The sequence below is a fragment of the Microbacterium sp. No. 7 genome (assembly GCF_001314225.1).
Lineage (GTDB): Bacteria > Actinomycetota > Actinomycetes > Actinomycetales > Microbacteriaceae > Microbacterium.
The window spans coordinates 3004693-3028471 of the sequence record NZ_CP012697.1; the positions used below are offsets into that span (position 1 = coordinate 3004693).

The following is a 23779-nucleotide window of genomic DNA, read 5'->3' on the forward strand; positions in this document are numbered from 1 at the left end:
ATCTCGTTCATGAGGAGTACGCGCTGTTCTCGTGCACGTAGTCGTGCGTCAGGTCGTTGGTGAGGATGGTCGCGGCGGCGTCGCCGACGCGCAGGTCGATGAGGATGTCGGTCGCGCGCGGCGTGAGGTCGACCTCCTCGCGCGGGCGGTCGGGGCCGCCGGCCGTGCACACGCGCACGCCGTTGAACGAGACGTCGACGTCGTACGGGTCGAAGGCGGCGTCGGTCGTGCCGATCGCGGCGAGCACCCGGCCCCAGTTGGGGTCGTTGCCGAAGATCGCCGCCTTGAAGAGGTTGTTGCGGGCGACCGAGCGGCCCACGGTCACGGCGTCCTCCTCGCTCGCCGCGTTCACGACGCGGATCGCGATGTCGTGGCTGGCGCCCTCGGCGTCGGCCTGCAGCTGCACGGCGAGGCTCTGGCTCACCTCGGCGAGCGCCGCGGCGAAGGCCTCGGCGTCGGGGCGGATGCCGCTCGCGCCGCTCACCAGGAGCGTGACCTGGTCGTTGGTCGACATGCAGCCGTCGGAGTCGAGCCGGTCGAACGTGCGGCGCGTCGCGGCGCGCAGCTGCGCGTCGGCCTCCTCCGACGTGAGCACCGCGTCGGTCGTGATGACCACGAGCATCGTGGCCAGTCCCGGCGCGAGCATGCCCGCGCCCTTCGCCATGCCGCCCACGGTCCAGCCGTCGCGCGTGACGACGGCGCGCTTGGGCACCGTGTCGGTCGTCATGATGGCCTCGCTCGCCGCGGCGCCGCCGTCGGCGCTCAGCGCGGCGATGGCCTGCGCGGTGCCGTCGAGCACCTTGGCCCGGAACACCTCGTCGCCCGTGCCGATGAGTCCCGTCGAGCACACCAGCACGTCGCCGGCGCTCACGCCGAGCAGCTCGGCGGCCTTCTCGGCGGTCTGGTGCGTCGTCTGGAAGCCGAACGGGCCGGTGAAGCAGTTGGCGCCGCCCGAGTTGAGCACGACCGCCTCGACGATGCCGTCGGCGACGGCCTGCTGCGACCACAGGATGGGATTCGCCTTCGCCCGGTTGCTCGTGAACACGGCCGCGCCGACCTTGAGCGGGCCGCGGTTGACGACGACAGCGACATCGGGCTTGCCGGTGGACTTGAGGGCCACGGCGACGCCGGCCGCCTCGAAGCCCTGGGCTGCGGTGACGCTCACGGCGCGACTCCGTTCACGGTGAGGGCACGGTCCTCGGGGAGGCCGAGCGCGAGGTTCATGGACTGCACGGCGGCACCGGCCGTGCCCTTGGCGAGGTTGTCGACCGCGGTGACGACGACGACGCGGTTCGCGGCCCTGTCGATCGCGAGCCCCATCAGGGCGGTGTTCGCGCCGACGACGTCGGCCGTGCGGGGGAACTGCCCCGCGGGGAGCAGCTGCACGAAGGTCTCGTCGCCGTACGCCTGCTCCCAGGCATCCCGGATCTGCGCGTCGGTCGTGCCCGGCGTGATCGGCGCGGTCGACGTGGCGAGGATGCCGCGGGCCATCGGCACGAGCACGGGCGTGAACGAGACGCGGATCTCCTGAGCCGCTGGTCCAGTGCCGGCGCGCAGCGCCGGTGCATCGGGCCCCGCCCCGGCCAGGGCCTGCTGGATCTCGGGGATGTGCCGGTGCGTGCCGCCGACGGCGTACGGGTTCGCGCTGCCGAGGATCTCGCTCGCCAGGAAGCTGGTCTTGAGGCTCTTGCCCGCGCCCGAGGGGCCCACCGCGAGCACCGTCACGATGTCGCCCGGGTCGATCACGCCGGCGGCGACGCCCGGCGCGAGGCTGAGGCTCACGGTCGAGGCGTTGCAGCCCGGCGCCGCGATGCGCGTCGCGCCGACGAGGCTCTCGCGCTGCTTGCGCCCCTGCACGAGCAGCTCGGGCACGCCGTAGGCCCACGGCTCGTGGAAGTGGCCGCCGTAGAAGGCGTCCCACGCGTCCTTCGAGGTGAGGCGGTGATCGGCGCCGGCGTCGATGACGAGCGGCACGTCGCCGAGCGCGTCGGTGTACTGCCCCGACTGCCCGTGCGGCAGCGCGAGGAAGACGACGTCATGGCCCGCGAGCGCCTCGGGCGTCGTGTCCTGCAGGGTGAGGTGCGCGAGCGAGCGCAGGTGGGGCTGGTGCAGGGAGAGGGGCTGCCCCGCGTTGGAATGCGCCGTGACGGTGCGGATCTCGATGTCGGGATGTGCGGCGAGCAGGCGCAGGATCTCGCCGCCCGCATAGCCGGAAGCGCCGGAGACGGCGACCGAATAGGTCATGGGTTCAACCTTATTGTCTGGTGGACGTGGGCTTGCGACGGCGACGCCCACGACTCGACCCGTGAGCGACGGGGAGTGCGCGGGGTCGCCTAGAGTCGGCGGCCGCCCAGACGTCGACGCACACGCAGCACCGCGACAGCGGTCGTGGTGTGGGCCGAGAGCATGCCGCGACGATATCGGCTCGGCGGCGTACGGCGCAAATCGCGCGGCGAGCGCCGGCAGGCTGCATCCCCGCGCCCGCCTCCGCACCATCTCGGCGATCGCCCCAGAACCTCACCCCCACCAACTCGTTCGACCGCGGCGAAGTGCGGATGCCACGTGCTCGCACCCGCGCTTCGCCGCGGTCGGAGCACGGGTGGCCGGGCATGTCGGGGCCCGGTGCGAGGATGGGCGCATGCTCACCACGCTCGCCGTCTCGGGGTACCGCTCGCTGCGCGACGTCGTCGTGCCGCTCGGGGCGCTCACGGTCGTCACGGGGCCCAATGGGTCGGGCAAGTCGAACCTCTACCGGGCGCTGCGGCTGCTCGCGTCCGCGGCGCGCGGGGAGATCGTCGGCGCCCTGGCGCGGGAGGGCGGGCTGCCGTCGGTGCTGTGGGCGGGCCCCGAGCAGGGAGGCACGCAGGGCACGGTGCGCAAGAGGCCCGTCGCCGTGCAGCTCGGCTACGCGTCGGAGGAGCTCGGCTACCTCATCGACCTCGGCATTCCGCAGGCCGACCAGGCGAGCCCCTTCGCACGCGATCCCGAGATCAAGCGCGAGCAGGTGTTCACGGGGCCGGTGGCGAAGCCCGCGACGCTGCTCATCGACCGCAAGCGGCAGATCACCCGCGTGCGAGACCGGGCGTGGATCACGCTCGAGCAGCAGCTGGCCCCGTACGAGAGCATCGTGACCGATCTCGCCGACGGCGACACGGCGCCCGAGCTGCTCGCGCTGCGGCGCGTGATGGGCGGCTGGCGGTTCTACGACCACTTCCGCGTCGACCGGGATGCCGCGGCGCGGCGTGCGCAGGTCGGCACGCGCTCGCCGACGCTCGCGCACGACGGCGCCGACCTCGCCGCGACCTGGGCGACGATCGCCGACGCCGGGCACGGCGCGGCGCTGGACCGCGCGGTCGACCGCGCGTTCCCCGGCTGCCGCGTCGAGGTGCGCGCCGCGGACGGCCTGTTCCGCCTGACGCTGCGCCAGCCGGGGCTGCTCCGCCCGCTCGAGACCGCGGAGCTCTCCGACGGCACGCTGCGCTACCTGCTGCTGTGCGCCGCCCTGCTGCCCGCCCGGCCGGCGCCGCTGCTGGTGCTGAACGAACCCGAGGCGAGCCTGCACGCGAGCCTGCTCGCACCGCTCGCGGGACTGATCGTCGCGGCGTCCGAGCGCACGCAGGTGCTCGTCGTGTCGCACGCCACCGCGCTCGTGGAGGCGCTCCCCGATCCCGCGCGCGTCGAGCTGCGGCGCGGCGACGCGGGCACCGAGGTCGCCGGGCAGGGCTTCATGGACGTGCCCGCATGGAACTGGGGCGCTCGATAGCGGGACGTCGCCACCACGGGCCTCGACGACGACGGCTATTGACTCAAACAACTTTGCGTTGCAAACTTATTTGCATGAGAACCGCATCCGACCACGAGGAGACCCCGGACGACCCGGCCGCCATGCTGCGGCTGCTGCGCGACCAGGAACGGCGCACGCAGCGCTGGTCGCAGCGCACCTACGCCGTCATGCTCGTCGTGTGGGCCCTGGCCTGGGCCGTGGGCTTCGGCTTCCTGTGGAGCGCCGAGACGACCGGGGGCAGCCCGTGGCCGCGCGTGCCGCAGCAGCTCGCGTGGATCGTCTTCGGCGTCGCGATGGCCGTCGCGATCGTCGTGTCGATCGTCGCGGGCGTGCGCAGCGGCATCGGCGTGCGCGGGCCGTCGAAGCTCGCGGGCGCGATGTACGGCTGGTCGTGGACCATCTCGATGTCGGGCGCCGCGTTCATCATCGGCGCCGTCCAGCGCGCGGGCCTCCCGCCGACGACGATCGGCATCCTCGCCCCCGCCATGTTCGCCCTGCTGACGGGCGCGCTCTACCTCGCGGGCGGGGCCCTGTGGCGCTCCCCCGCGCAGTTCGCCCTCGGCTGCGTCATGATCGCGACGGCGGTGACCGCGAGCTTCGTCGGCGCGCCGACGCACTACCTGATCTACGCGACCGTGGGCGGGGGCGCCATGCTGATCTCCGCCGTGCTGCTGGCCCGCGGCGTGCTGCCCTATGAGAGCGCGCGATGAGCGAGCTCGACCCCGCCATCCACGCGCCGGCCCGGCTGCGGCTCATGACGGCGCTGCACGAGACGCTCGCCGACGGCGACGAGATCACGTTCCCCGTGCTGCAGAAGCAGCTCGGCATGACGGCCGGCAACCTCACGACGCACCTCGCCAAGCTCGAGGCGGCCGGCTACGTGACGCTCGTGAAGACCTTCGCGGGACGCCGGCCCGTGACCTACATCACCCTGACCCCCGTGGGCCGGTCCGCGTTCCGCGCGTACCGCACCCAGCTCCTCGACCTTCTCGGAGGAAAGCCATGACCGCCCTCGTGCACGCCCGCGCGCTGACCAAGCGCTTCGGCGACACCGTCGCGCTCAGCGACGTGACCCTCGACATCCATGCCGGCGAGTGCGTCGGCCTGCTCGGCCCGAACGGCGCCGGGAAGACGACGTTCCTCTCCCTCGTCGAGGGGCTGCGGGCGCCGACCTCGGGCACGGTGCAGCTCTTCGGCGGGGACCCGCGCGACGCCGCGTCGCGCGTGCGCCTGGGATCGACACCGCAGGCGACGGCGCTGCCCGAGGCGCTGAAGGTGCGCGAGGTCGTCGACTACGTCGGCGCGCACTATCCCTCCCCGGCCCCGGCGGCGCGCATCGTCGAGGAGTTCGACCTCGGCGCCCTGCTCGGCAAGCAGTGCGGCGCGCTCTCGGGCGGTCAGCAGCGGCGGGTCGCCGTCGCGCTCGCCTTCGTCGGCGATCCGCGGCTCGTGCTGCTCGACGAGCCCACGACGGGTCTCGACGTCGACGCGCGGCGAGCGCTGTGGGATGCCGTGCGCGCCCGCCACGCCGCCGGCTGCGCCGTCGTCGTCACGAGCCACCACCTCGAGGAGATCGAGCAGCTCGCGCAGCGCGTCGTCGTGATCGACGGCGGCACGGTGCGCGCCGACGACACCCTCGGGTCGATCGTGTCGAGCGTCGCGCGGCGCCGCGTGACCCTGCGCGGCGTCACGGCCGAGCAGGTGACGGCGATCGACCCCGCCGCGTCCGTGACGGCCGACGGCGACGCGCTCACCGTCGTGCTCGCCGACTCCGACGCGTTCGTGCGCGCCCTCGTCGCGCAGCGCCTGCCGTTCGCCGACCTCGCCGTGCGGGGCGCGACCCTCGAAGAAGCCTTCCTCACCCTCACGAAGGGAGCCGCGTGATGTCCTCGCTCGGCCTGACGCTCGTCCACACCAAGTACGCGCTGCTCGAGACGGCGCGCGTGCCGATCGCCGTCATCGGCACCGTCGTGTTCCCCACGCTGGCGTTCTGCCTGTTCGTGCTGCCGCAGCGCATGGTGACCTCGAACTCGGAGTTCGCGACCGGCGCGATCGCCTCGATGGTCGTGTTCGCCTTCATGTCGGCGGGGCTCTTCTCCATCGGCCTCGACCTCGCCGATCAGCGCTCCAAGCCGTGGGCGCCGTACCTGCGCACGCTGCCGGGCGCGCCGGGCGCCCGCATCGCGGGACTCGTGCTGGCGACGCTCGCGATCGCGGTCGTCGCGATGATCCCGCTGCTCGTCGTCGGCGGTCTGTTCACCGAGGCGCGGCCGGGATGGGCGAACGTGCTCGCCGGCATCGGCCTCGTGATCGTGACGGCCGTGCCGTCGCTGCTCATCGGCGTGATCATCGGCACGACGGCGGGACCGAAGGCGGCGATCGCGATCACGCAGGTCGCGATGTTCCTGCTCGCCTTCGGCGGCGGGCTCTTCCTGCCGCCGATCATGTTCCCCGACTGGCTCGATGCCGCGTCGAAGGTCCTGCCCGTGCGCCAGGCCCGCGAGATCGTGGTCGGCGCCGCGACCGGCACGGGCGTGCCGCTGTGGGCCGCGCTCGGGATCGTCGCGTGGACGATCGTGCTCGGCGCCCTCGCGGTCTGGCTGTACCGTCGCGATCAGGGCCGCCGCTTCCGCTGAGCGGGCGCTCAGACGTGGGCGCGGAGGAAGCCCGTGACGCGCTGCCACGCATCGTGGGCGTCAGCGGGGTTGTACCGGGCGCCGGCGTCGTTGAAGAAGGCGTGCGCCAACTCCGGGTAGACGACGGGGCGGAAGTCGACCCCGGCCGCCGCCATCGCGTCCTCGACGGCCGGCAGGGCGTCGATCAGCGCCGGGTCGTGCCGGCCGTAGAGCGCGAGCACGGGGCAGCGGATGCCGGGCATCCGCTCGGCCGGCGGCGCGCTGCCGTAGAACGGCGCCGCGGCGCGGATGCGCTCGTCGGACGCCGCGAGCAGGAACGTGTAGGTGCCGCCGAAGCAGAACCCCGTCGCGGCGATCCTGCCGACGGCCGACGGCTGCTCCTCCAGCCAGTCGACCGTCGCGCGCAGCGCCGACACGGCCCAGGCCGCATAGGCGGGAGAGGACGCCTCGGTCAGCAGCTCGCGGAGGCGCGGCTGCGCCGCCGCCTGCCGCTCGGGGTCGTCGCTGTTCCGCAGCGCGAACAGCTCGGCCCCCGTCTGCGGAGACATGCCGCCTCGGCTGAGGACGTCGGGCGCCGCGACGGTCCAGCCGACGCGCGCGAATCTGTCGGCGACGTCGCGGATGTGATCGACGAGCCCCCAGATCTCATGGACGAGGACGAGACCGCCGATCGGCTCGCCCTCCGGACGGGCGACGTAGACGTCGAACGGGTCGCCGGAGGCCTGCAGCGTCAGCATCTCTCCCATACCCGGTCACGCTACCGCGACGGGGGCGGTCAGGGGCGGAACTGCGGAGATCCGAGCACGCGCTCGACCCGGATCCGCAGCACGACCCGCTCGGGATTCGGCCGCGGCTGCCGGTAGCGCGCCGCGTACAGCTCGACCGCGCGCGCCACCTCGCCGGCATCCTCGACGACCTCCGCGACGCCCTCGAAGCTGATCCAGCGGCCGCCGTCGACCGTGTTCACGCTCGCGCGGCCCGACCGCTGCGCGTTGACGAACTTCTGCGAGCCGCGCGAGCCGATCACGCGCACGATCCCGTCGTCGTAGGTGATGCCGACGGGCACCGCGTGGATGCGGCCGTCGCGACCGAGCGTCGCCAGGGTCGCCAGGTGGTACTCGGACAGGAACTCGCGCGCCGCGTCGGTGATCACCGCTCCAGTCTGCCCGACCCCGCGGAGCGCCTCGTCACGCCCGCGCTACTCCCGCAGCGTCGCGCCGAAGCGCTCGGCCGCGACCGCGACGCCCGCGAGCTTCGCCTCGGTGGCCTCGGCCGCCGTGAGCGTGCGGTCGGGCGCCCGGAAGCGCAGCGCGAACGTGAGGCTCTTCGCGTCGTCCGGCACGCCCGTCCCGCGGTAGTCGTCGACGAGGCGCAGCGACTCGAGCAGCTCGCCTGCGCCGTCGACGACCGCCGCGCGCACCGCGGCGGCGGGCACGGCGACCGGGACGACGAGCGAGACGTCCTGCGTCGCGGCGGGGTACCCCGACAGGGATGCCGCGACGACCCGCTCGCCCGCGAGCGACAGCAGCAGGTCGAGATCGAGCTCCGCGACGACGACGCGCCCGGGCAGGTCGGCCTCCTCGGCGACGGCGGGGAGCAGCTCTCCGGCGTAGCCGACCTCGACGTCGCCGACCGTCAGCACGCCGGCGCGGCCGGGGTGCAGCGCCGCGCGCCGGGTCTGCGCGACGTCGAGCGGCACGCCCGCCGCGGCGGCGATCGTGCGCACGGCGTCGAGGCCGTCGGCGAGGTCGAACGGCTCGGCGGCCTGGCCCGGCTGCTTCGCGACGCGGTTGCCCGTGAGCAGCACCGCGACGAAGCGGGGCTGCGGCGGGATCGCGGCGTCGAGCCGTGCGAGGGTCGCGGCGTCGGGGCGCACGGCCGGCGCGGGCACGTCGTCGGTGCCGTAGGTCACGCCCGGCTCCGGCAGGTACACCGTGCCGATCTCGAACAGCGCGAGGTCGGTGAGGCCGCGCGACAGGTTGCGGTGCGCGACCTGCAGCAGTCCCGGCACGAGCGTGCGGCGCAGGAACGGCGACTGCCCGTCGAGCGGGTTGGCGAGCAGGACCTGCGGCAGGCGCTCCCCCGACGGCGATCCGTGCAAGTCGTTCTGCGCCTCGGTCGTGAAGCCGAACGAGAGCGTCTCGACGAGACCCGCCGCGGCGAGCGCGTTCGCGACGCGGCGACGGCCCTGCTGCGCGGGCGTGAAGCCGCTGCCTGACGGGGGTACCGGCAGCTGCGAGGGGATGCGGTCGTAGCCCGTGATGCGGGCGACCTCCTCGGCGAGCGTCCACTTGTCGGTCAGGTCGGAGCGCCACGTGGGCGGGACGACGGTCCAGCCGCCGTCGGCCTCGTCGACCTCGCAGCCGATGGTCTCCAGCGCGCCGACGATCTCGGCATCCGTGTAGTCGACGCCGATCAGGCCGCCGACGAAGCCGTGCGGCAGGGTGATCTCGCCGACGAACACCTCGCCGAACAGCGCGCCGCCGATCTCGGTGTCGAGGGTGCCGCCCGCCAGCTCGACCATGAGATCGGCCACGCGGCGGGCCGCGACGAACGGCATGAGCGGGTCGACGCCGCGCTCGAACCGCTTCGACGCCTCGCTGGGCAGCCGGTGACGCCGCGCCGAGCGCGCGATCGTGACGGGGTCGAAGTGCGCGCCCTCGATGAGCACGTTGCGCGTCGCGTCGCTCATCTCGGTCGTGCCGCCGCCCATGACGCCGGCGAGGCCGATGGGACCGGACTCGTCGGTGATGAGCAGGTCCTCCGTCGAGAGCGCCCGATCCTTGCCGTCGAGCGTCGTGAGGCGCTCCCCCTCGCGTGCGCGGCGCACCGTGATGCCGCCCTGCAGCAGGTCGAGGTCGTAGCCGTGCGTGGGCTGGCCGAGCTCGAGCATGACGTAGTTGGTGATGTCGATGAGGATGCCGAGCGACCGGATGCCGGCGAGGGTGAGCCGCGCGACCATCCACGGCGGCGTGGGCCGGCCCGGGTCGACCCCTCGCACGATGCGCGCGACGAACTCCGTCGCGCCGACGTTGCCGCGGATGGGGGCGTCGTCGACGACGGCGACCTCGAACCCGCCGGCGGGCTGGCCGAGGTCGTCGAACGCGCGGTCGCCCGGGTCGCGGAACGCCGCGCCCGTCGCGTGCGCGTACTCGCGCGCGACGCCGCGCAACGACAGCGCGTAGCCGCGGTCGGGCGTCACGTTGATCTCGACGGCGACGTCGTCGAGGCCGAGCAGCGCGATGGCGTCGGTGCCCGCCTCGGGGTCGAGGCCGAGCTCGGCGAGGCGCAGGATGCCGCTGTGCTCGTCGCCGAGGCCCAGCTCCTTGGCCGACGCGATCATGCCGTCGGAGACGTGCCCATAGGTCTTGCGCGCCGCGATCGGGAACGGTCCCGGCAGCACGGCGCCCGGCAGCGTCACCACGACCTTGTCGCCCTCGAAGAAGTTGCGTGCGCCGCAGACGATGCCGCGCACGCCGCCCTGCTCGGAGCCGACGTCGACCTGGCACCAGCGGATGGTCTTGCCGTTGGACTGCGGCTCCTCGACGAACTCGACGACGCGGCCGACGACGATCGGCCCGGTGAGGCCGAACGAGTGCACGTCCTCCTCCTCGAAGCCCACCGAGACGAGAGAGGCGAGCACGTCCTCGGGCGTGGCATCCGGCGCCACGTCGACGTACTCGCGCAGCCAGGAGAGCGGGACGCGCATCAGATCACCATTCCGTACTGCTCGCTGAAGCGGACATCGCCCTCGGCCATGTCACGCATGTCCTTCACGTCGGAGCGGAACATGAGGGTCCGCTCGAAGCCCATCCCGAACGCGAAGCCCGAGTGCTCGTCGGGGTCGATCCCCGCCGCGCGCAGCACGTTGGGGTTGATCATGCCGCAGCCGCCCCATTCGATCCAGCGGGCGCCGCCCTTGAACGTGGGATGCCACAGGTCGAACTCGGCCGACGGCTCGGTGAACGGGAAGTAGTTGGCGCGCATGCGCGTCTTCGCCTCGGCGCCGAACAGCTGGCGCGCGACGTGGTCGAGCGTGCCGCGCAGGTGCGCCATCGTGATGCCCCTGTCGACGACGAGCCCCTCGAACTGGCTGAACACCGGCAGGTGCGTCGCGTCGAACTCGTCGGTGCGGAAGACGCGGCCGGGCGAGACGACGTAGATCGGCAGCTCGCGCGTGAGCATCGTGCGCATCTGCACCGGGCTCGTCTGCGTGCGCAGCAGCAGGTGCCGCGCGACCGGGTCGACGTAGAAGGTGTCCTGCATCTGCCGCGCCGGGTGATCGGCGTCGAGGTTGAGGGCGTCGAAGTTGTACCACTCGTGCTCGAGCTCCGGCCCCTCCGCGACCTCCCAGCCCATGCCCACGAAGATGTCGCCGACGTGGTCCTGCAGCAGGGTGAGCGGATGCCGCGCGCCGACGCGCGCGCGCTGCGGCAGCGCCGTGACGTCGACGCGCTCGGCCTCCAGCCGCGCCGCGGTCTCGGCCTCGGCCAGCTCCGCCTCGCGCGCCGCGAGCGCCTGCGTCACGCGGCCGCGCGCCTGACCCACGAGCTTGCCGAACTCCGCCTTGCGCTCGTTCGGCACGTGCCGCAGCTGCGCGTTGAGCTGCGCGAGGGCGGAGCCCTCGCCGGCGTGCGCGGAGCGGGCCGCCTTCAGCTCGGCCGTCGTGGCCGCGCCGGCGATGGCCGCGAGCGCGGCCGCGACAGCGGCATCCACTGCTTCCGGGGTGATCTCTGGTTCGTCAGACACGAGAGACGAGTCTACCGGCGGGCGCCGACGCGCCCGTGCCCGCCTACTTGCCGTCGGCTCCCGGCGCCGTATCGGCCTGCGCGGCGATGAGCTCGGTGTCCGTCGCGTCGGTGACCGGGTGGTGCATGCCGACGACGCGCGGCGTCTTCGCCGATCGGCGCAGGCGCTTCTCGACGAGGTTGGCCACGAACGAGAGGATGAGGCAGAGCGAGATGTAGATCGCGCCGACGACGATCGTCATCGGGACGATCGGCGAGCCGTACGTCGACTGCGAGCCGAGGTAGCGCGCGTAGAACAGCAGCTCGGGATAGGTGATGATGAAGCCGAGCGCCGTGTCCTTCAGCGTGACGACGAGCTGGGCGATGATGACGGGCATCATCGCCCGCACGGCCTGCGGCAGCAGCACCAGCCGCATGACGCCCGTCTTGCGCAGGCCGATCGCGTAGCCCGCCTCGTACTGGCCCCGCGGCAGCGACTCGACGCCGGCGCGGATGACCTCTGCGAGCACGGACCCGTTGTAGGCGACCAGGGCGATGACCACGGCCCAGTAGGGCTCCATCTTCACGCCCATCACGGGCAGGCCGTAGTAGAGCAGGAACATGAAGATCAGCACGGGCACGGCGCGGAGGACCTCGACGATCGCCCCGACCGGCACGCGGATCCACGCGTGGTCCGACAGGCGCCCGATCGCGAGCACGAAGCCGAGCACGAGGGCTCCGATCGCGGCGAGGGCGAACGCGGCGAGCGTGCGCAGCGTCGCGAGTCCGATCTCGATCCAGACGTTCGTGTAGGTGAACGCCTGCCACTTCGCGGCGGAGAACTGGCCGGTGTCGATGAGCCGCCAGACGAGGAACGCGAGCACGGCGAGCACCGCGACGACCGTGACGACGCCGAGGACGCGGTTGCGGGCGATGGCGCGGGGTCCGGGCACATCGTAGAGGACGGAGGTCATCGCGCCACCTTCCATCGGTTCTCCAGCGATCGCTGGAGCCAGGACAGGAGCAGCACGAGGGCGACGAAGATCACCATGACCCACAGGATCACGACGAACTGGTTCTCGCCGCGCTCGCTGAGATAGCTGCGGATAGAGCCGAGGTTGACGACCGAGAAGCCCGCCGCGACGGTCGTGTTCTTCAGGAGCGCGATGAACACGCTCATCATGGGCGGGATGACGGAGCGGAACGCCTGGGGCATGACGACGAGCGACATGACCTGGCCGAACGTGAGGCCGATCGCGCGGGCGGCCTCGGCCTGGCCCACCGGCACCGTGTTGATGCCCGACCGGATGGTCTCGGCGACATAGGTCGCCGTGTAGATGCCGAGGGCGCAGACCGCGAGCGTCAGCGACACCTGCGCCGTCAGCCGCAGCCCGAGGATGGGCGGCAGCGCGAACGCGAACGCGAAGAAGACGAGCGTCAGCGGCGTGTTGCGGATCGTGTTGACGTAGATCGTGCCCACGGCCCGCGCGACGGGCACGGGCGAGACCCGCATCGCGCCGACGATCGTGCCGAGCACGAGCGCGAGCAGTCCGCCCGCGAAGAAGAGGATGAGCGTGCCGAGCAGGAACTCGCCCCAGAGGTCGAGGTTGTTCGTGATGACGTCCACGCGCGGTGTCCTCTCGATGCGGTCAGTACGGTCGGTGCGCTGGGGCGGCTCGCGGCGCGGCCGCCCCAGCGCGTGTCGGTCAGTCGACCGCGGGCTGCGTGCCCGCGATGTTCGCGGGAGCGAGGTGCTGGTCGAACAGGGCCGACCAGATGTCGCCGCCGTCGGTGAACAGCGCGTTGATGTGGTCCTTCAGAGCGGTGTCGCCCTTCTCCAGTCCCACGCCGTAGCGCTCCTCGCTGAACGGCTCGCCCGCGATCTTCAGCTCGTCGGGACGCTGGGCCACGTAGCCGGCGAGGATCGCCTCGTCGGTCGTGATCGCGTCGACCGAGCCCGCGAGCACCGCGTCGATGCACTGCGAGTACGTGTCGTACTCGACGGTGTCGCCGGGGCTGTACTCGTCGCGGATGCGCTGCAGCGGCGTCGAGCCGGTGACCGAGCAGACGATCTTGCCCGCGAGGTCGTCGGGACCGTTGATGTCGGTGTTGTCCGCGGCCACGAGCAGGCCCTGGCCCGTGATGAAGTACGGGCCGGCGAAGTCGATCTGCTCCTTGCGCTTGTCGGTGATCGAGTAGGTGCCGACGTAGTAGTCGATGTTCTGGTTGACGATCTCCTGCTCGCGGTTGGCCGACGGGATCGTCTTGTACTCGATCTGCTCCTCCGAGAAGCCCAGCGAGGCGGCGATCCAGCGCGCGATGTCGATGTCGAAGCCCGTGCGCTCGTTCGTGGCCGCGTCCTGGTAGCCGAGGCCCGGCTGGTCGTTCTTGACGCCCACGATCACGCCGCCGCGCTCGCTCATGCGCTCGAAGGTGGGGCTGCCCTCGAGGGTGAAGCCGTCGGCGACCTCCCAGAGCGCGGTGCTGGGCGCCTCGGAGGCGGTCGAGTCGCCGTCGCCGTCTCCGGTGCCGGGGTCGGTGGGCGAGCCGCTGTTGCACGCCGTGAGGGCGAGAGCGGTGATCGCGAGGCCGGCGAAGGCGCCGGCGATGCGTGTCTTGCGCATGTGATTCCTCCTGGATTCGTGATCCGTTGTGGTGACCGCGCCGGTGCAGGGCGCGGACGCTGGTGTCAGTGCGTGATGAGCTTCGACAGGAAGTCCTTGGCGCGGTCGCTCCGCGGGTTCGTGAAGAACTCGTCGGGACTCGCCTGCTCGACGATCTGCCCGTCGGCCATGAACACGACCCGGTCGGCGGCCTTGCGCGCGAAGCCCATCTCGTGCGTGACGACGATCATCGTCATGCCCTCCTGGGCGAGACCGACCATGACGTCGAGCACCTCGTTGATCATCTCGGGGTCGAGCGCGCTCGTCGGCTCGTCGAAGAGCATGACCTTCGGCTTCATCGCGAGGGCCCGCGCGATCGCGACGCGCTGCTGCTGGCCGCCCGACAGCTGCGCCGGCAGCTTCGCGGCCTGGTGCCCGACGCCGACGCGGTCGAGCAGCTCCTTGGCGAGCTTCTCGGCATCCGCCTTCTTCATCTTCTTGACCTTGATGGGGCCGAGCGTGACGTTGTCGAGGATCGTCAGGTGCGAGAACAGGTTGAACGACTGGAACACCATGCCGACGTCGGCGCGCAGCGCCGCGAGGGCCTTGCCCTCCTCGGGCAGCTTCTTGCCGTCGATCGTGATCGTGCCGCTCGTGATGGTCTCGAGCCGGTTGATCGTGCGGCACAGCGTCGACTTGCCCGAGCCCGACGGGCCGATCACGACGACGACCTCGCCGCGGTGGACGGTCAGGTCGATGTCCTTGAGGGCATGGAAGTCGCCGTAGTGCTTCTGCACGTTCGTGATGACCACGAGCGGGTCACCGCGCTTCACGCTGATGTTCGACGTCTGGGGCGCCGCCACCGGTTCAGGGGTCGTCATCCCGTCAGCCTAGGCCGAGGGCCCCCCGACCTGGCAAGACCCTGTGCGGTCTTTACCGACTTGTAACAGGACGTCACACACGCTCAGACGGCCGTAGACGCCGTCTCGCGCTGGGCGAACGCAGTCTCATACAGGCACACGCTCGCCGCCGTCGCGAGGTTGAGCGACTCGGCGCGGCCGAAGATCGGCAGCCGCAGCGAGAGGTCCACCTGGGCGAGCGCGGCCTCGTCGAGGCCGCGCGCCTCGTTGCCGAACAGCCATGCCGTCGGCTCCCGCAGCGTGCGCCGCGAGGCGAGGAAGTCGTCTCCCCCGACGTCGGCGGCGACGACGCGCAGCCCCGCCGCGTGCGCACGGGCGATGACGTCGGAGAGCTCGGCGCCGACGGCGACCGGCAGGTGGAAGATCGAGCCCGTCGTGGCGCGCACGACCTTGGGGTTGTACAGGTCGACCGTGCGGCCCGTGAGCACGACGGCGTCGGCGCCCGCGGCATCCGCCGCTCGGATGATGGTGCCGAGGTTGCCGGGATCGCGCACCTCCTCGCAGATCGCGATGAGGGTCGGCCCGGCGGCGAAGACGTCCTTCACGGCGGTCGGCGTCTGGCGCGCGACGGCCACGATGCCCTGCGGCGTCACGGTGTCGGCCATCGCGTCGAGCACGGCCTCCGACGCGTAGACGGGCTGGATGCCGGCGTCGCCCGCCGCCGCACGGATGTCGCCGTGCTTCTCCAGCGCGGTCGGCGTGGCGTAGAGCTCGACGATCGACTCGGGGCGGTACGCGAGCGCCTCCCGAGCGGCCTGCGGCCCCTCGAGCAGGAACAGCCCGGTCTCACTGCGGGCACTCCGCTTGGTCAGCTTGGCGACGGCACGCACGCGGGGGGAACGCGGGTTCTCGAGCACGCCCCCAGTCTATTCCCGCCCCCTCCCCCCATCCCCACCCCCACGCCCCCTCCCTCGCCCCAGAACGCCACCGCCGACCGAGAATGCATCCGCGGACGAGAATCCAATTGCCGGACGAGAGTGCAACTGGCGGACGAGAGTGCGGGCATGGATCGCATGCTCGTCCGCCGGATGCACTTTCGCGGGAAGTGGAAGCCCGGGATCGAGGGGCGGGAGGGTCGGGGAAACACGGGGCGGGGACGGCGAAGGGGCGCCGCTCCGGGTGGAGGGGCGCCCCTGGGGCGGATGCCGGGGTGTGCGGCGTCAGGAGGCCTTGGCGGCGTTGACGTCGGCTGGCAGGGCCTTCTTCGCGGTCTCGACGAGCGTCGCGAACGTCTTCGGCTCGTTCACGGCGAGCTCCGCGAGCATGCGACGGTCGACCTGCACGCCCGCGAGGCCGAGGCCCTGGATGAAGCGGTTGTACGTGAGGCCGTTCTGACGGCTCGCAGCGTTGATGCGCTGGATCCACAGGCGACGGAAGTCGCCCTTGCGCTTGCGACGGTCGCGGTACGCGTAGACGAGCGAGTGGGTGACCTGCTCCTTCGCCTTGCGGTACAGGCGCGAACGCTGGCCACGGTAACCCGAGGCGCGCTCGAGGATGACGCGACGCTTCTTGTGGGCGTTGACGGCCCGCTTGACTCTAGCCATTTCTTCTTACTTCCTGATTCGTGCGCGGGCCGCTCAGCGGCCGAGGAGCTTCTTGGCGACCTTCGCGTCGCCGGGAGCGAGAACCTGCTCCTGCGACAGGCGACGGGTACGGCGGCTGGGCTTGCCCTCGAAGTTGTGGCGCATGTTGGCCTGCTGCTTCATGAGCTTGCCGCTGCCGGTCACCTTGAAGCGCTTCTTGGCGCCCGAGTGGGTCTTCTGCTTGGGCATATCTCTTCCTTCGTTGTGCTTCCCGCAGCAGCGGGGAGTTCGGGGGGCTACGCCGAGGGCTCGGCGGCATCGGCCGGCTCGGCCGATTCGACGCCCGAGCGCGACTCGCGTGCGGCCTGCTTGTTCGCCGCTCGCACGGCGTTCTGCTCGGCCTTCGCCTCGGACTTGTTCTTGTGCGGAGCGATCACCATGGTCATGTTGCGGCCGTCGATCGTGGGGTTGGACTCCACGGTGCCGAACTCGGCGACGTCCTCTGCGAACTTGCGCAGCAGACGCACGCCCTGCTCGGGACGCGACTGCTCGCGACCGCGGAACAGGATCATCGCCTTGACCTTGTCGCCCGCCTTGAGGAAGCCCTCGGCGCGCTTGAGCTTGGTCTGGTAGTCGTGAGCCTCGATCTTCAGGCGGAAACGCACCTCTTTGAGGATCGTGTTGGCCTGATTGCGGCGTGCTTCCTTGGCCTTCTGAGCGGCCTCGTACTTGAACTTCCCGTAGTCCATGATCTTGACGACGGGAGGCTTCGAGTTGGGGGCCACCTCGACCAGGTCGAGATCGGCCTCCTGAGCCAGGCGCTGGGCGACCTCGATGCGGACGACGCCGACCTGCTCTCCGTTCGGCCCGACGAGGCGAACCTCGGGGACGCGGATGCGCTCATTGGTGCGGGGATCGCTGATGTGCGGAACTCCTCTTGCGTAGCGGTGGTGGCCACCGGGATGCGGGGGGCATCCCGGGCGGAAGAGTCACGACATCCACCCCGCACGACGCACGCGTCGGCACTCGTGTTGCACCCGACCGGCCCGAGGGGCTGCCCCGCGGAGCGGGGCGGAGTGCGTGACCCGGTAGCCTGGAGCGGCAAGCGCGGGTGGGATGTGATCCTCTTTCGATCCGGAGCAGAACGCTCCGGTGCCCGACAATTCTAGCAGAGAGCGAACCGTGAGCACGATTCCAGCCGACGACGCCCCTCAGAACGCCCCCGACGACCGGCGCATCGAGCCGGACGCCGAGCGCCACGCGCGCTGGGAGGAGCAGGAGCGCGCCGCCCAGGCGGCGACGCGCGACATCGCCGACGTGCCCGCCGTCGAGGTCATCACGACGACGGCCGTGCACCTGCTGAGCGCCGCCGCGGTCAAGGTCGGGCTCGCCGACGACCCCGCCGCGCAGACCGACCTCGACGAGGCGCGCAAGCTCATCAACGCCCTCGCGGGCCTCATCACGGCCGGCGCCCCGGAGATCAGCGACATGCACGCGCGCTCGCTGCGCGACGGGCTGCGCTCGGTGCAGCTGGCGTTCCGCGAGGCGTCCGTCGTGCCCGACCCGATCGGCAAGGGACCGGGCGAGAAGTGGACCGGTCCCGTCACCTGACGCCGCGCCGCGGAATGTGACGGCATGTCACGCGGCCGATATCGATCCGGTCACAGATCGCGCCGGATCGGCCGTTCTCGACGTCATCCCGGCCCGTCCGCGCGCCGCGCGGGCGATACTCGACAGGTCCGCTCTGCAGGGGTCCGCCCCGCGAACGACGATTCATCGAGAAACGATTCGACGAAAGCGAAAGACATGCGTACCATCACACGCCGCCGCCGCCTGACGGGCGCCGTGGCGCTCGCCGCGACCGCCGCTCTGGCCCTTGCGGCCTGCTCCCCCGAGGCCTCTGCGCCCGAGGGCACCACTCCCGCCGAGACCGGCGACGACACGAACGTCACGCTCACGCAGGAGGAGATCGTCGCGGGCGGTCCCGTCGCCGACGACGCCACGATCGAGGCCAACGCCTGGGCGAGCGCGGTGCGCGAGGCCGGCGTGCTCAAGCTGGGCGGCACCGAGACGAGCGAGCTGTTCTCGCTGCTCGACCCCACCACGGGCGTCGCGAAGGGCTTCGACGCCGGCATCTCGCAGCTGCTGAGCCACTACATCCTCGGCGAGACCGAGACCAAGGTGGACCTTCAGCAGGTCACGGTCGACACGCGCGAGACGCTGCTGCAGTCGAACACGGTCGACGCGGTCATCGCGACCTACTCGATCACGCCCAAGCGCGCGGAGGTCATCGCGTTCGCGGGCCCCTACTACGGCTCGCAGGCCGGCATCCTCGTGAAGGCCGACAACACCGACATCACGAGCCTCGCCGACCTCGACGGCAAGAAGGTCGCGACGCAGGCCAACTCGACCGGCCAGACGCTGCTGGAGACCGAGGCGCCCGGCGCCGAGATCGTCGCGCTGCCCGACCACGCGCAGGCGCTCGCGGCCGTGCAGCAGGGCAACGCCGACGCGTACGTCATCGACCAGTCGCTGCTGCTGAACGCGGTCGTGAAGGACAGCACCGTCAAGATCGTCGGCGAGCCCTTCGGCCCGAAGGACCTGTACGGCATCGGCGTCAACAAGGACAGCGACGCGGTGGACTTCATCAACGAGTTCCTCGACAAGATCATCGAGGACGGCACGTGGGCGAAGCTGTGGCAGCTCACGATCGGCGACCGCACGGGCCTCGACACCGTGCCGACGCCGCCGACCCCCGGCGAGACGGGACTCTGATCCCTCGATCGGCGTGACCGGCGAGGCCCGGCCATCTCCTCGCGGGATGACCGGGCCTCGCCCGTCTGTGCCAGTCTGAGACGAGCACCGGGAGAGGAGGCCCCGTGGACGTCCTGCTGACGACGTATCTGCCCGACCTGCTGTCGGGCCTGTGGATCACCGTGCAGATCACGGCCGTCGCGTTCGCCGGCGCGCTCGTGTTCGGCGCGATGCTGGCCACGTTCCGCATCAGCCCGATCGCGCCCCTGCGCATCGCCGCGACGGTCTTCGTGGAGATCTTCCGCAACGTCCCCCTCGTCGCCCTCGTCGTGCTGGTCGTCTACGGCCTCCCCGAGATCGGCATCAACCCCGGGTTCCTGCCCGGCGTCATCCTCGCCACGACCGCCGTCGGCACCGCCTTCGCGTGCGAGACGCTGCGCACCGGCATCAACGCCGTCGGCCCCGACCAGGTCGAGGCGGCACGGTCGATCGGCCTCGGCTTCGGCGGCATCGTCGCCCACGTGCTCATCCCCCAGGCCGTGCGCACCGTGATCGGGCCGCTCACGACACTGTTCATCGGCATCCTGCTCTCGTCGTCGCTCGCGGCCGTCGTCGGCATCCGCGACCTGACCTACACCTCCTCGCTCATCAACACCAAGGAGGCGCTGGGCCTGCTGACGTTCGCCGTCGCGGCCGTCATCTACGCCACGATGTCGCTCGGCGCCGCCGGCATCGGCGCGGCCATCGAGAAGCGGATGCGGGTGCTGCGATGATCGGTCACGCCATCTTCGACGTCGCCGGCCCCAAGGCCGCCCGCCGCATCCGGATCCTCACCTGGATCAGCGTCGCCGTGATCGTCGCCCTGCTCGCCCTCGCGTACTACCGCTTCTACGCGTCGGGCGCCCTCGCCCCGTCGAAGTGGCTCACGTTCGTGCAGCCGGCGACCCTGCGCTATCTCGGGCAGGCGCTGCTGAACACGCTCACCGCCGCGGCCGTCGCGGGCCTCGCGGCGCTGCCGCTGGGCCTGCTGCTCGCGCTGGGCCGGCTGTCGTCGTCCCGCCTGCTGCGCTGGCCGAGCACCGCCGTGATCGAGCTGCTGCGCGCGATCCCCGTGCTGCTGCTCATCTACGTGTTCATGTTCGCGCTGCCGATTTACGGCATCAACCTCGACACGTTCTACAAGCTCGTCATCCCGGTCACGCTGTGCGCCGCCGCGACGATCGCCGAGGTGTTCCGCGCGGGCGTGCTCGCCGTGCCCCGGGGACAGAGCGAGGCCGGTGCCGCGATCGGGCTCTCGAGCGGCCAGGCCTTCCGGCTCGTCGTCTTTCCGCAGGCCCTGCGCATCGTCGTGCCCGCCCTCGTCGCCCAGCTCACGATCGTCGTGAAGGACACCGCCTTCGGGTACGTCGTCTCCTACCCCGAGCTGCTGCAGAGCGGCCGCGTGCTCATCGCCAACACGGGCGACCTCGTGCAGACGTACATCGTCGTGACCGTCGTGTACATCCTCGTGAACATGGCGATCTCGTTCGGCGCGCGCGCCCTCGACCGGCGCATGGCCCGCCGGGGCCGCGCGTCGCTCACCCTCGGCGCCCGCGGCGGGCGGCTGGCGTAGGCGCCCTCCGCCGTCAGTGCAGCGTCAGCCCGCCGGTCGGGCTGAGCACCGCGCCGGTCAGGAACGCGGCGTCGTCGGATGCCAGGAACGCGACGACCGCCGCGATGTCGGGCGGCGTCGCGACGCCCAGCGGGGCGCGCTCGAGGATCTTCTCGTACTGGCGCCGGTGGGCCAGCGACACGGCGTCCTCCTTCTCGAACGCGGCCTCCCACGACGGGGTGCCGGCGACCACCGTCACGCACACCGTGTTCACGCGCACCCGATCGCGGGCGAGCTCCTTCGACAGCAGCTTGCCGACCTGGATGAGGCCGCCGGAGAAGGTCGCGATGGCCGTCTGGCCCGGCGTCGGCACGCGCCCGCCCTCCGACGTCACGAACACGACCGAGCCGCCGTCGCCCGCGCGCAGGTGGGGCAGGGCCGCCTGCACGACGAAGAGCTTGGCGGCGATCGCCTGGCCGACGAACGCGGTCGCGCGTTCCAGGTCGATCTCGCCGAACGGCCCGCGCACGCGCGGATCGCGCGCCTCGTCGTCGTTGCCGCCCGCGTTCGCGACGACGATGTCGATGCCGCCGAAGCGGTCCGCGGTCCCCGCCGCCAGGGCGCGCATGTCGTGGAGGGAGCGCACGTCGCCCGCGATGAACGCGCCCGTGGCGCCGAGGGCGGCGATCTCGTCGAGCACGCCCTGCGCGCGCTCGGCGCTGCGCCCGCCGACCACGACCGTCGCCCCGCGTTCGGCGAGCCGCACCGCGACCCCGCGTCCGATGCCGCCCGCGCCGCCGGTGACGACGGCGACCTTTCCCCGCAGATCAGTCATCGACCCTCTCCCTGTCCTCTTCGTCCTGTGCGTTCGTCTCGTCCCAGAATGCCTCGGAGGCGAGCAGCGCATCGATCTCGTCGGTGTCGAAGCCCGCCTCGGCCAGCAGCTCGACGGTGTTCTCGCCGAGCCGCGGCGCGGGACGACGGATCTCGGCGGGCGTCTCGCTCCACGACTGCGGGATGCCGACCGAGACGACGCGACCCTCGGACGGGTGCTCGTCGATGCGCAGGAAGCCGGTCGCCCGCAGGTGCGGGTCGTCGACGACCGTCGCGGGGGTGTTCATGAGCGCCACGGGCAGGTCGGCCTCGGTGAGCAGGCGCATCCACTCGTCGGCCGTGCGCGTCTCGAACGTCGCGGCCAGATCGTCCAGCAGCAGGTCGAGGTGCTCGGCACGGGCGTGCACGTCGGCGAACCGCGGGTCGTCGGCGAGCTCCGGACGTCCGGATGCCGCGAAGAAGGCGCGCCAGTGCTTGTCGAGGTACAGGTTGACGGCGATGTGCCGGCCGTCCGACGTGCGATAGGGGCGGCGCTTCGCGTTCATCGTCCGCGCGTACCCCCAGTCGCCGAGCGGCGGATCGAAGGTGTGGCCCCACAGGTGATCGCCCAGGACGAACTGGGCGAACGTCTCCAGCATCGGCACCTGCACCTCCTGGCCCGACCCTGTGATCGCACGGCGGTAGAGCGCGGCCACGACCGACATCGCCGTCGCGATGCCGACGGTGCGGTCGGCGACGACGAGAGCGACGTTCTCGGGCGGTCCGCTCCTGCGGCTCTGCAGCGCCGGCACGCCCACGGCCGCCTGGATGAGGTCGTCGTAGGCGGGACGCTCCGCGTACGGGCCCGCCTGCCCGAATCCCACCGCACCGCAGTAGACGATCGACGGGTTGAGGGCGCGCACGGCGGCGTAGCCGAGGCCGAGCCCGGTCATCGCCTGCGGTCGCATGCTGTAGAGCAGCACGTCGGCATCCTCGATCATGCGCTCGAGGGCCTTCTTCGCCGCGGGATGCTTGAGGTCTGCCACGATCGAGCGCTTGTTGCGGTTCAGATGCAGGAACGTGGACGCCATGCCCGGGTGGCGGCTCGGCCCGACCGCACGCATCGTGTCCCCCGTCGCAGGCTCGACCTTCCAGACGTCGGCGCCCATGTCCGCGAGCAGCAGCGACGCGTAAGGACCCATCACGTTCGAGGTGAGGTCGAGCACGCGCACCCCTGCGAGCGGCCCGATGGCCCGGTCGTCGTGCATGTCGCTTCTCCTCCGTGGTCGTCCGGCGCGGTCATGCCGACGGTAGCCGCGGGCGGAGAGGGCGGTCAATTGAGAAAGAGCGGGGGCGGGTTCGACGCCGTCGAATCCTCGCGCGGGATGCGGGGCGATGCGGGACTAGGCTCGGGGCAGCCCGCGACGTCGCGGGGGCGGGACGGAAGCGGGTACGGTCGATGACAGCGTGGCGAACGCCGTGAGCCTCACCAACATCGTCCGGCAGCTCGACCTGTTCTCGCTGCGACTGTTCCTCTCCGCCGTCGAGGAGGGCCAGGTGACCGGCGCCGCGCGTCGCGAGCACATCGCCGCGTCGACGGCGACGAGACGGCTGCAGATGCTCGAGGAGCTCGTCGGGACGCCGCTGCTCGTGCGCACGCGCGAGGGCGTGCATCCGACCGAGGCGGGCGAGCTGCTCGAGGCCTACGCCCGGGAGGTGCTGAGCGGGCTCGACTCGCTGCACGCCTCGTTCGCGCAGCTGGCGGCGCGCATGGAGGGCGAGCTGATCGTCGCCTCGGCGCATTCGGCGATCGTCGACCTGCTCGCCCCCGCGATCAGCGCGTTCGTCGCGCGGTGGCCGTCGGTGCGGCTGACGCTGCAGGAGCTGGACAACTCCGAGGTGCGTCAGCGGATCGTCGCCGGCGCCGTCGACGTCGGCGTGTTCGCGACGATCGGCGACCTGGACGCCGACGACCTCACCCTGGAAGACCTGCGGCGCGAGCCCCTCGTGGCCGTGCTGCCCACGGCCCATCCCCTGGCCGCACGGTCGGCCGTGCGCTTCGACGACCTGATCGCGCACGACCTGGTGCTGACCCGCACGACCGACCTCGCCGTCGACGAGCTGGCGCGGCGCCGCGGCGCGACCGTCGGGCCCCGGCAGGTCGTGCGCACGGGCGAGGTCGCCCTCGGCATGGTCCGCGCCGGCCTCGGCATCACGATCGTGTCGCGCCAGCTCGTGGACCGCGCCGACGATCCGGCGATCGCGGTCCGCGGGATCCCGGAGCCGTGGGCCGTGCGCCGCATCCACGCGGCGGTGCGTCGCGAGCGCGCCGGCAGCCCCGCGACGCGCGCCTTCGTCCGCTGCCTCGTCGCCGCGGCCGAGACCCGCGACGGCGCCATTCTCCTGTCGGAGCGGTGAGAGCCGACGG

At 71.8% G+C, this 23779-nt stretch carries 26 protein-coding genes; 10 read left to right on the plus strand and 16 right to left on the minus strand.

Features of this window, described 5'->3' with window-relative positions; translation table 11 throughout:
* Positions 1-7: 7 nt before the first annotated feature.
* Positions 8-1165 carry a bifunctional glutamate N-acetyltransferase/amino-acid acetyltransferase ArgJ gene (gene argJ / locus AOA12_RS14005; RefSeq protein WP_054683842.1) on the minus strand — a complete coding sequence of 386 codons (1158 nt, stop codon included), beginning with the start codon at positions 1163-1165 and terminating at the stop codon, positions 8-10.
* A complete protein-coding gene (gene argC, locus AOA12_RS14010; RefSeq protein ID WP_054683845.1) occupies positions 1162-2244 on the minus strand; it encodes an N-acetyl-gamma-glutamyl-phosphate reductase in 1083 nt (360 codons plus the stop codon). Before argC ends, argJ begins: the two co-directional genes overlap by 4 nt.
* A 394-nt stretch (positions 2245-2638) precedes the next feature.
* Here argC and AOA12_RS14015 point away from each other — a divergent pair, with 394 nt between their 5' ends.
* From AOA12_RS14015 to AOA12_RS14035, 5 genes are all read left to right on the plus strand, one after another.
* Positions 2639-3763, plus strand: coding sequence for an AAA family ATPase (locus AOA12_RS14015; RefSeq protein WP_054683847.1), 1125 nt, complete (start codon positions 2639-2641; stop codon positions 3761-3763).
* A gap of 74 nt (positions 3764-3837) precedes the next feature.
* On the plus strand, positions 3838-4494 hold the full coding sequence (locus AOA12_RS14020) for a hypothetical protein (RefSeq protein WP_156366509.1): 657 nt from the start codon (positions 3838-3840) through the stop codon (positions 4492-4494).
* Complete coding sequence (locus AOA12_RS14025; protein ID WP_054683852.1) at positions 4491-4790, plus strand: transcriptional regulator; 300 nt, start codon at positions 4491-4493, stop codon at positions 4788-4790. The genes AOA12_RS14020 and AOA12_RS14025 overlap by 4 nt, the downstream gene beginning before the upstream one ends.
* Positions 4787-5668, plus strand: coding sequence for an ABC transporter ATP-binding protein (locus AOA12_RS14030; protein WP_054683854.1), 882 nt, complete (start codon positions 4787-4789; stop codon positions 5666-5668). Before AOA12_RS14025 ends, AOA12_RS14030 begins: the two co-directional genes overlap by 4 nt.
* Entirely contained in the window at positions 5668-6420 is a 753-nt protein-coding gene (locus AOA12_RS14035) for an ABC transporter permease (protein WP_054683862.1), read from the plus strand. Before AOA12_RS14030 ends, AOA12_RS14035 begins: the two co-directional genes overlap by 1 nt.
* 8 nt (positions 6421-6428) lie before the next feature.
* Here AOA12_RS14035 and AOA12_RS14040 read toward each other — a convergent pair whose 3' ends face one another.
* The 12 genes from AOA12_RS14040 to infC all read right to left on the minus strand — a co-directional run bounded on the left by AOA12_RS14040 (position 6429) and on the right by infC (position 17116).
* Complete coding sequence (locus AOA12_RS14040; protein WP_082406270.1) at positions 6429-7166, minus strand: dienelactone hydrolase family protein; 738 nt, start codon at positions 7164-7166, stop codon at positions 6429-6431.
* A 29-nt stretch (positions 7167-7195) separates the two neighbouring features.
* Entirely contained in the window at positions 7196-7573 is a 378-nt protein-coding gene (locus AOA12_RS14045; RefSeq protein ID WP_054683867.1) for a PPOX class F420-dependent oxidoreductase, read from the minus strand.
* A gap of 45 nt (positions 7574-7618) precedes the next feature.
* A complete protein-coding gene (gene pheT, locus AOA12_RS14050; RefSeq protein WP_054683870.1) occupies positions 7619-10129 on the minus strand; it encodes a phenylalanine--tRNA ligase subunit beta in 2511 nt (836 codons plus the stop codon).
* Positions 10129-11169, minus strand: coding sequence for a phenylalanine--tRNA ligase subunit alpha (gene pheS, locus AOA12_RS14055; RefSeq protein ID WP_054683877.1), 1041 nt, complete (start codon positions 11167-11169; stop codon positions 10129-10131). The genes pheT and pheS overlap by 1 nt, the downstream gene beginning before the upstream one ends.
* Positions 11170-11212: 43 nt before the next feature.
* The gene (locus tag AOA12_RS14060) at positions 11213-12121 is read right to left on the minus strand and encodes an amino acid ABC transporter permease (RefSeq protein ID WP_054683879.1); all 909 of its coding nucleotides are present in this window, start codon (positions 12119-12121) and stop codon (positions 11213-11215) included.
* A complete protein-coding gene (locus AOA12_RS14065; protein WP_054683882.1) occupies positions 12118-12774 on the minus strand; it encodes an amino acid ABC transporter permease in 657 nt (218 codons plus the stop codon). The genes AOA12_RS14060 and AOA12_RS14065 overlap by 4 nt, the downstream gene beginning before the upstream one ends.
* A gap of 79 nt (positions 12775-12853) precedes the next feature.
* Positions 12854-13771 carry a glutamate ABC transporter substrate-binding protein gene (locus AOA12_RS14070; RefSeq protein ID WP_054683885.1) on the minus strand — a complete coding sequence of 306 codons (918 nt, stop codon included), beginning with the start codon at positions 13769-13771 and terminating at the stop codon, positions 12854-12856.
* 65 nt (positions 13772-13836) lie between these two features.
* Positions 13837-14631 (minus strand): amino acid ABC transporter ATP-binding protein, encoded by a 795-nt coding sequence (locus AOA12_RS14075; protein WP_054683888.1) that lies wholly within the window; start codon positions 14629-14631, stop codon positions 13837-13839.
* Positions 14632-14714: 83 nt separating this feature from the next.
* A complete protein-coding gene (locus tag AOA12_RS14080) occupies positions 14715-15527 on the minus strand; it encodes a TrmH family RNA methyltransferase (protein ID WP_054683891.1) in 813 nt (270 codons plus the stop codon).
* Between the two features lie 303 nt (positions 15528-15830).
* The gene (gene rplT, locus AOA12_RS14085) at positions 15831-16214 is read right to left on the minus strand and encodes a 50S ribosomal protein L20 (RefSeq protein ID WP_054683893.1); all 384 of its coding nucleotides are present in this window, start codon (positions 16212-16214) and stop codon (positions 15831-15833) included.
* Between the two features lie 33 nt (positions 16215-16247).
* Positions 16248-16442 carry a 50S ribosomal protein L35 gene (rpmI, locus tag AOA12_RS14090; protein ID WP_054683895.1) on the minus strand — a complete coding sequence of 65 codons (195 nt, stop codon included), beginning with the start codon at positions 16440-16442 and terminating at the stop codon, positions 16248-16250.
* Between the two features lie 47 nt (positions 16443-16489).
* Positions 16490-17116 (minus strand): translation initiation factor IF-3, encoded by a 627-nt coding sequence (infC, locus tag AOA12_RS14095; RefSeq protein ID WP_082406271.1) that lies wholly within the window; start codon positions 17114-17116, stop codon positions 16490-16492.
* 313 nt (positions 17117-17429) lie between these two features.
* On the opposite strand from infC, the gene AOA12_RS14100 reads away from it, so the two are divergent.
* The 4 genes from AOA12_RS14100 (at position 17430) to AOA12_RS14115 (ending at position 20559) form a co-directional block, all read left to right on the plus strand.
* Entirely contained in the window at positions 17430-17804 is a 375-nt protein-coding gene (locus AOA12_RS14100; protein ID WP_054687073.1) for a DUF1844 domain-containing protein, read from the plus strand.
* A gap of 195 nt (positions 17805-17999) precedes the next feature.
* Complete coding sequence (locus AOA12_RS14105) at positions 18000-18968, plus strand: glutamate ABC transporter substrate-binding protein (protein WP_054683900.1); 969 nt, start codon at positions 18000-18002, stop codon at positions 18966-18968.
* Between the two features lie 104 nt (positions 18969-19072).
* Positions 19073-19720, plus strand: a complete 648-nt coding sequence (locus tag AOA12_RS14110; protein ID WP_054683903.1) for an amino acid ABC transporter permease — start codon at positions 19073-19075, stop codon at positions 19718-19720.
* Positions 19717-20559: an amino acid ABC transporter permease gene (locus AOA12_RS14115; RefSeq protein WP_054683906.1), complete on the plus strand. Its 843-nt coding sequence runs from the start codon at positions 19717-19719 to the stop codon at positions 20557-20559. The genes AOA12_RS14110 and AOA12_RS14115 overlap by 4 nt, the downstream gene beginning before the upstream one ends.
* A 13-nt stretch (positions 20560-20572) precedes the next feature.
* On the opposite strand, the gene AOA12_RS14120 is transcribed toward AOA12_RS14115, so the two are convergent.
* Both AOA12_RS14120 and AOA12_RS14125 read right to left on the minus strand, forming a co-directional pair.
* Complete coding sequence (locus AOA12_RS14120) at positions 20573-21373, minus strand: SDR family NAD(P)-dependent oxidoreductase (RefSeq protein WP_054683909.1); 801 nt, start codon at positions 21371-21373, stop codon at positions 20573-20575.
* Positions 21366-22619 carry a CaiB/BaiF CoA transferase family protein gene (locus AOA12_RS14125; protein ID WP_054683912.1) on the minus strand — a complete coding sequence of 418 codons (1254 nt, stop codon included), beginning with the start codon at positions 22617-22619 and terminating at the stop codon, positions 21366-21368. Before AOA12_RS14125 ends, AOA12_RS14120 begins: the two co-directional genes overlap by 8 nt.
* A gap of 211 nt (positions 22620-22830) precedes the next feature.
* Here AOA12_RS14125 and AOA12_RS14130 point away from each other — a divergent pair, with 211 nt between their 5' ends.
* Positions 22831-23769, plus strand: coding sequence for a LysR family transcriptional regulator (locus tag AOA12_RS14130; RefSeq protein WP_197280934.1), 939 nt, complete (start codon positions 22831-22833; stop codon positions 23767-23769).
* Positions 23770-23779 lie beyond the last annotated feature (10 nt).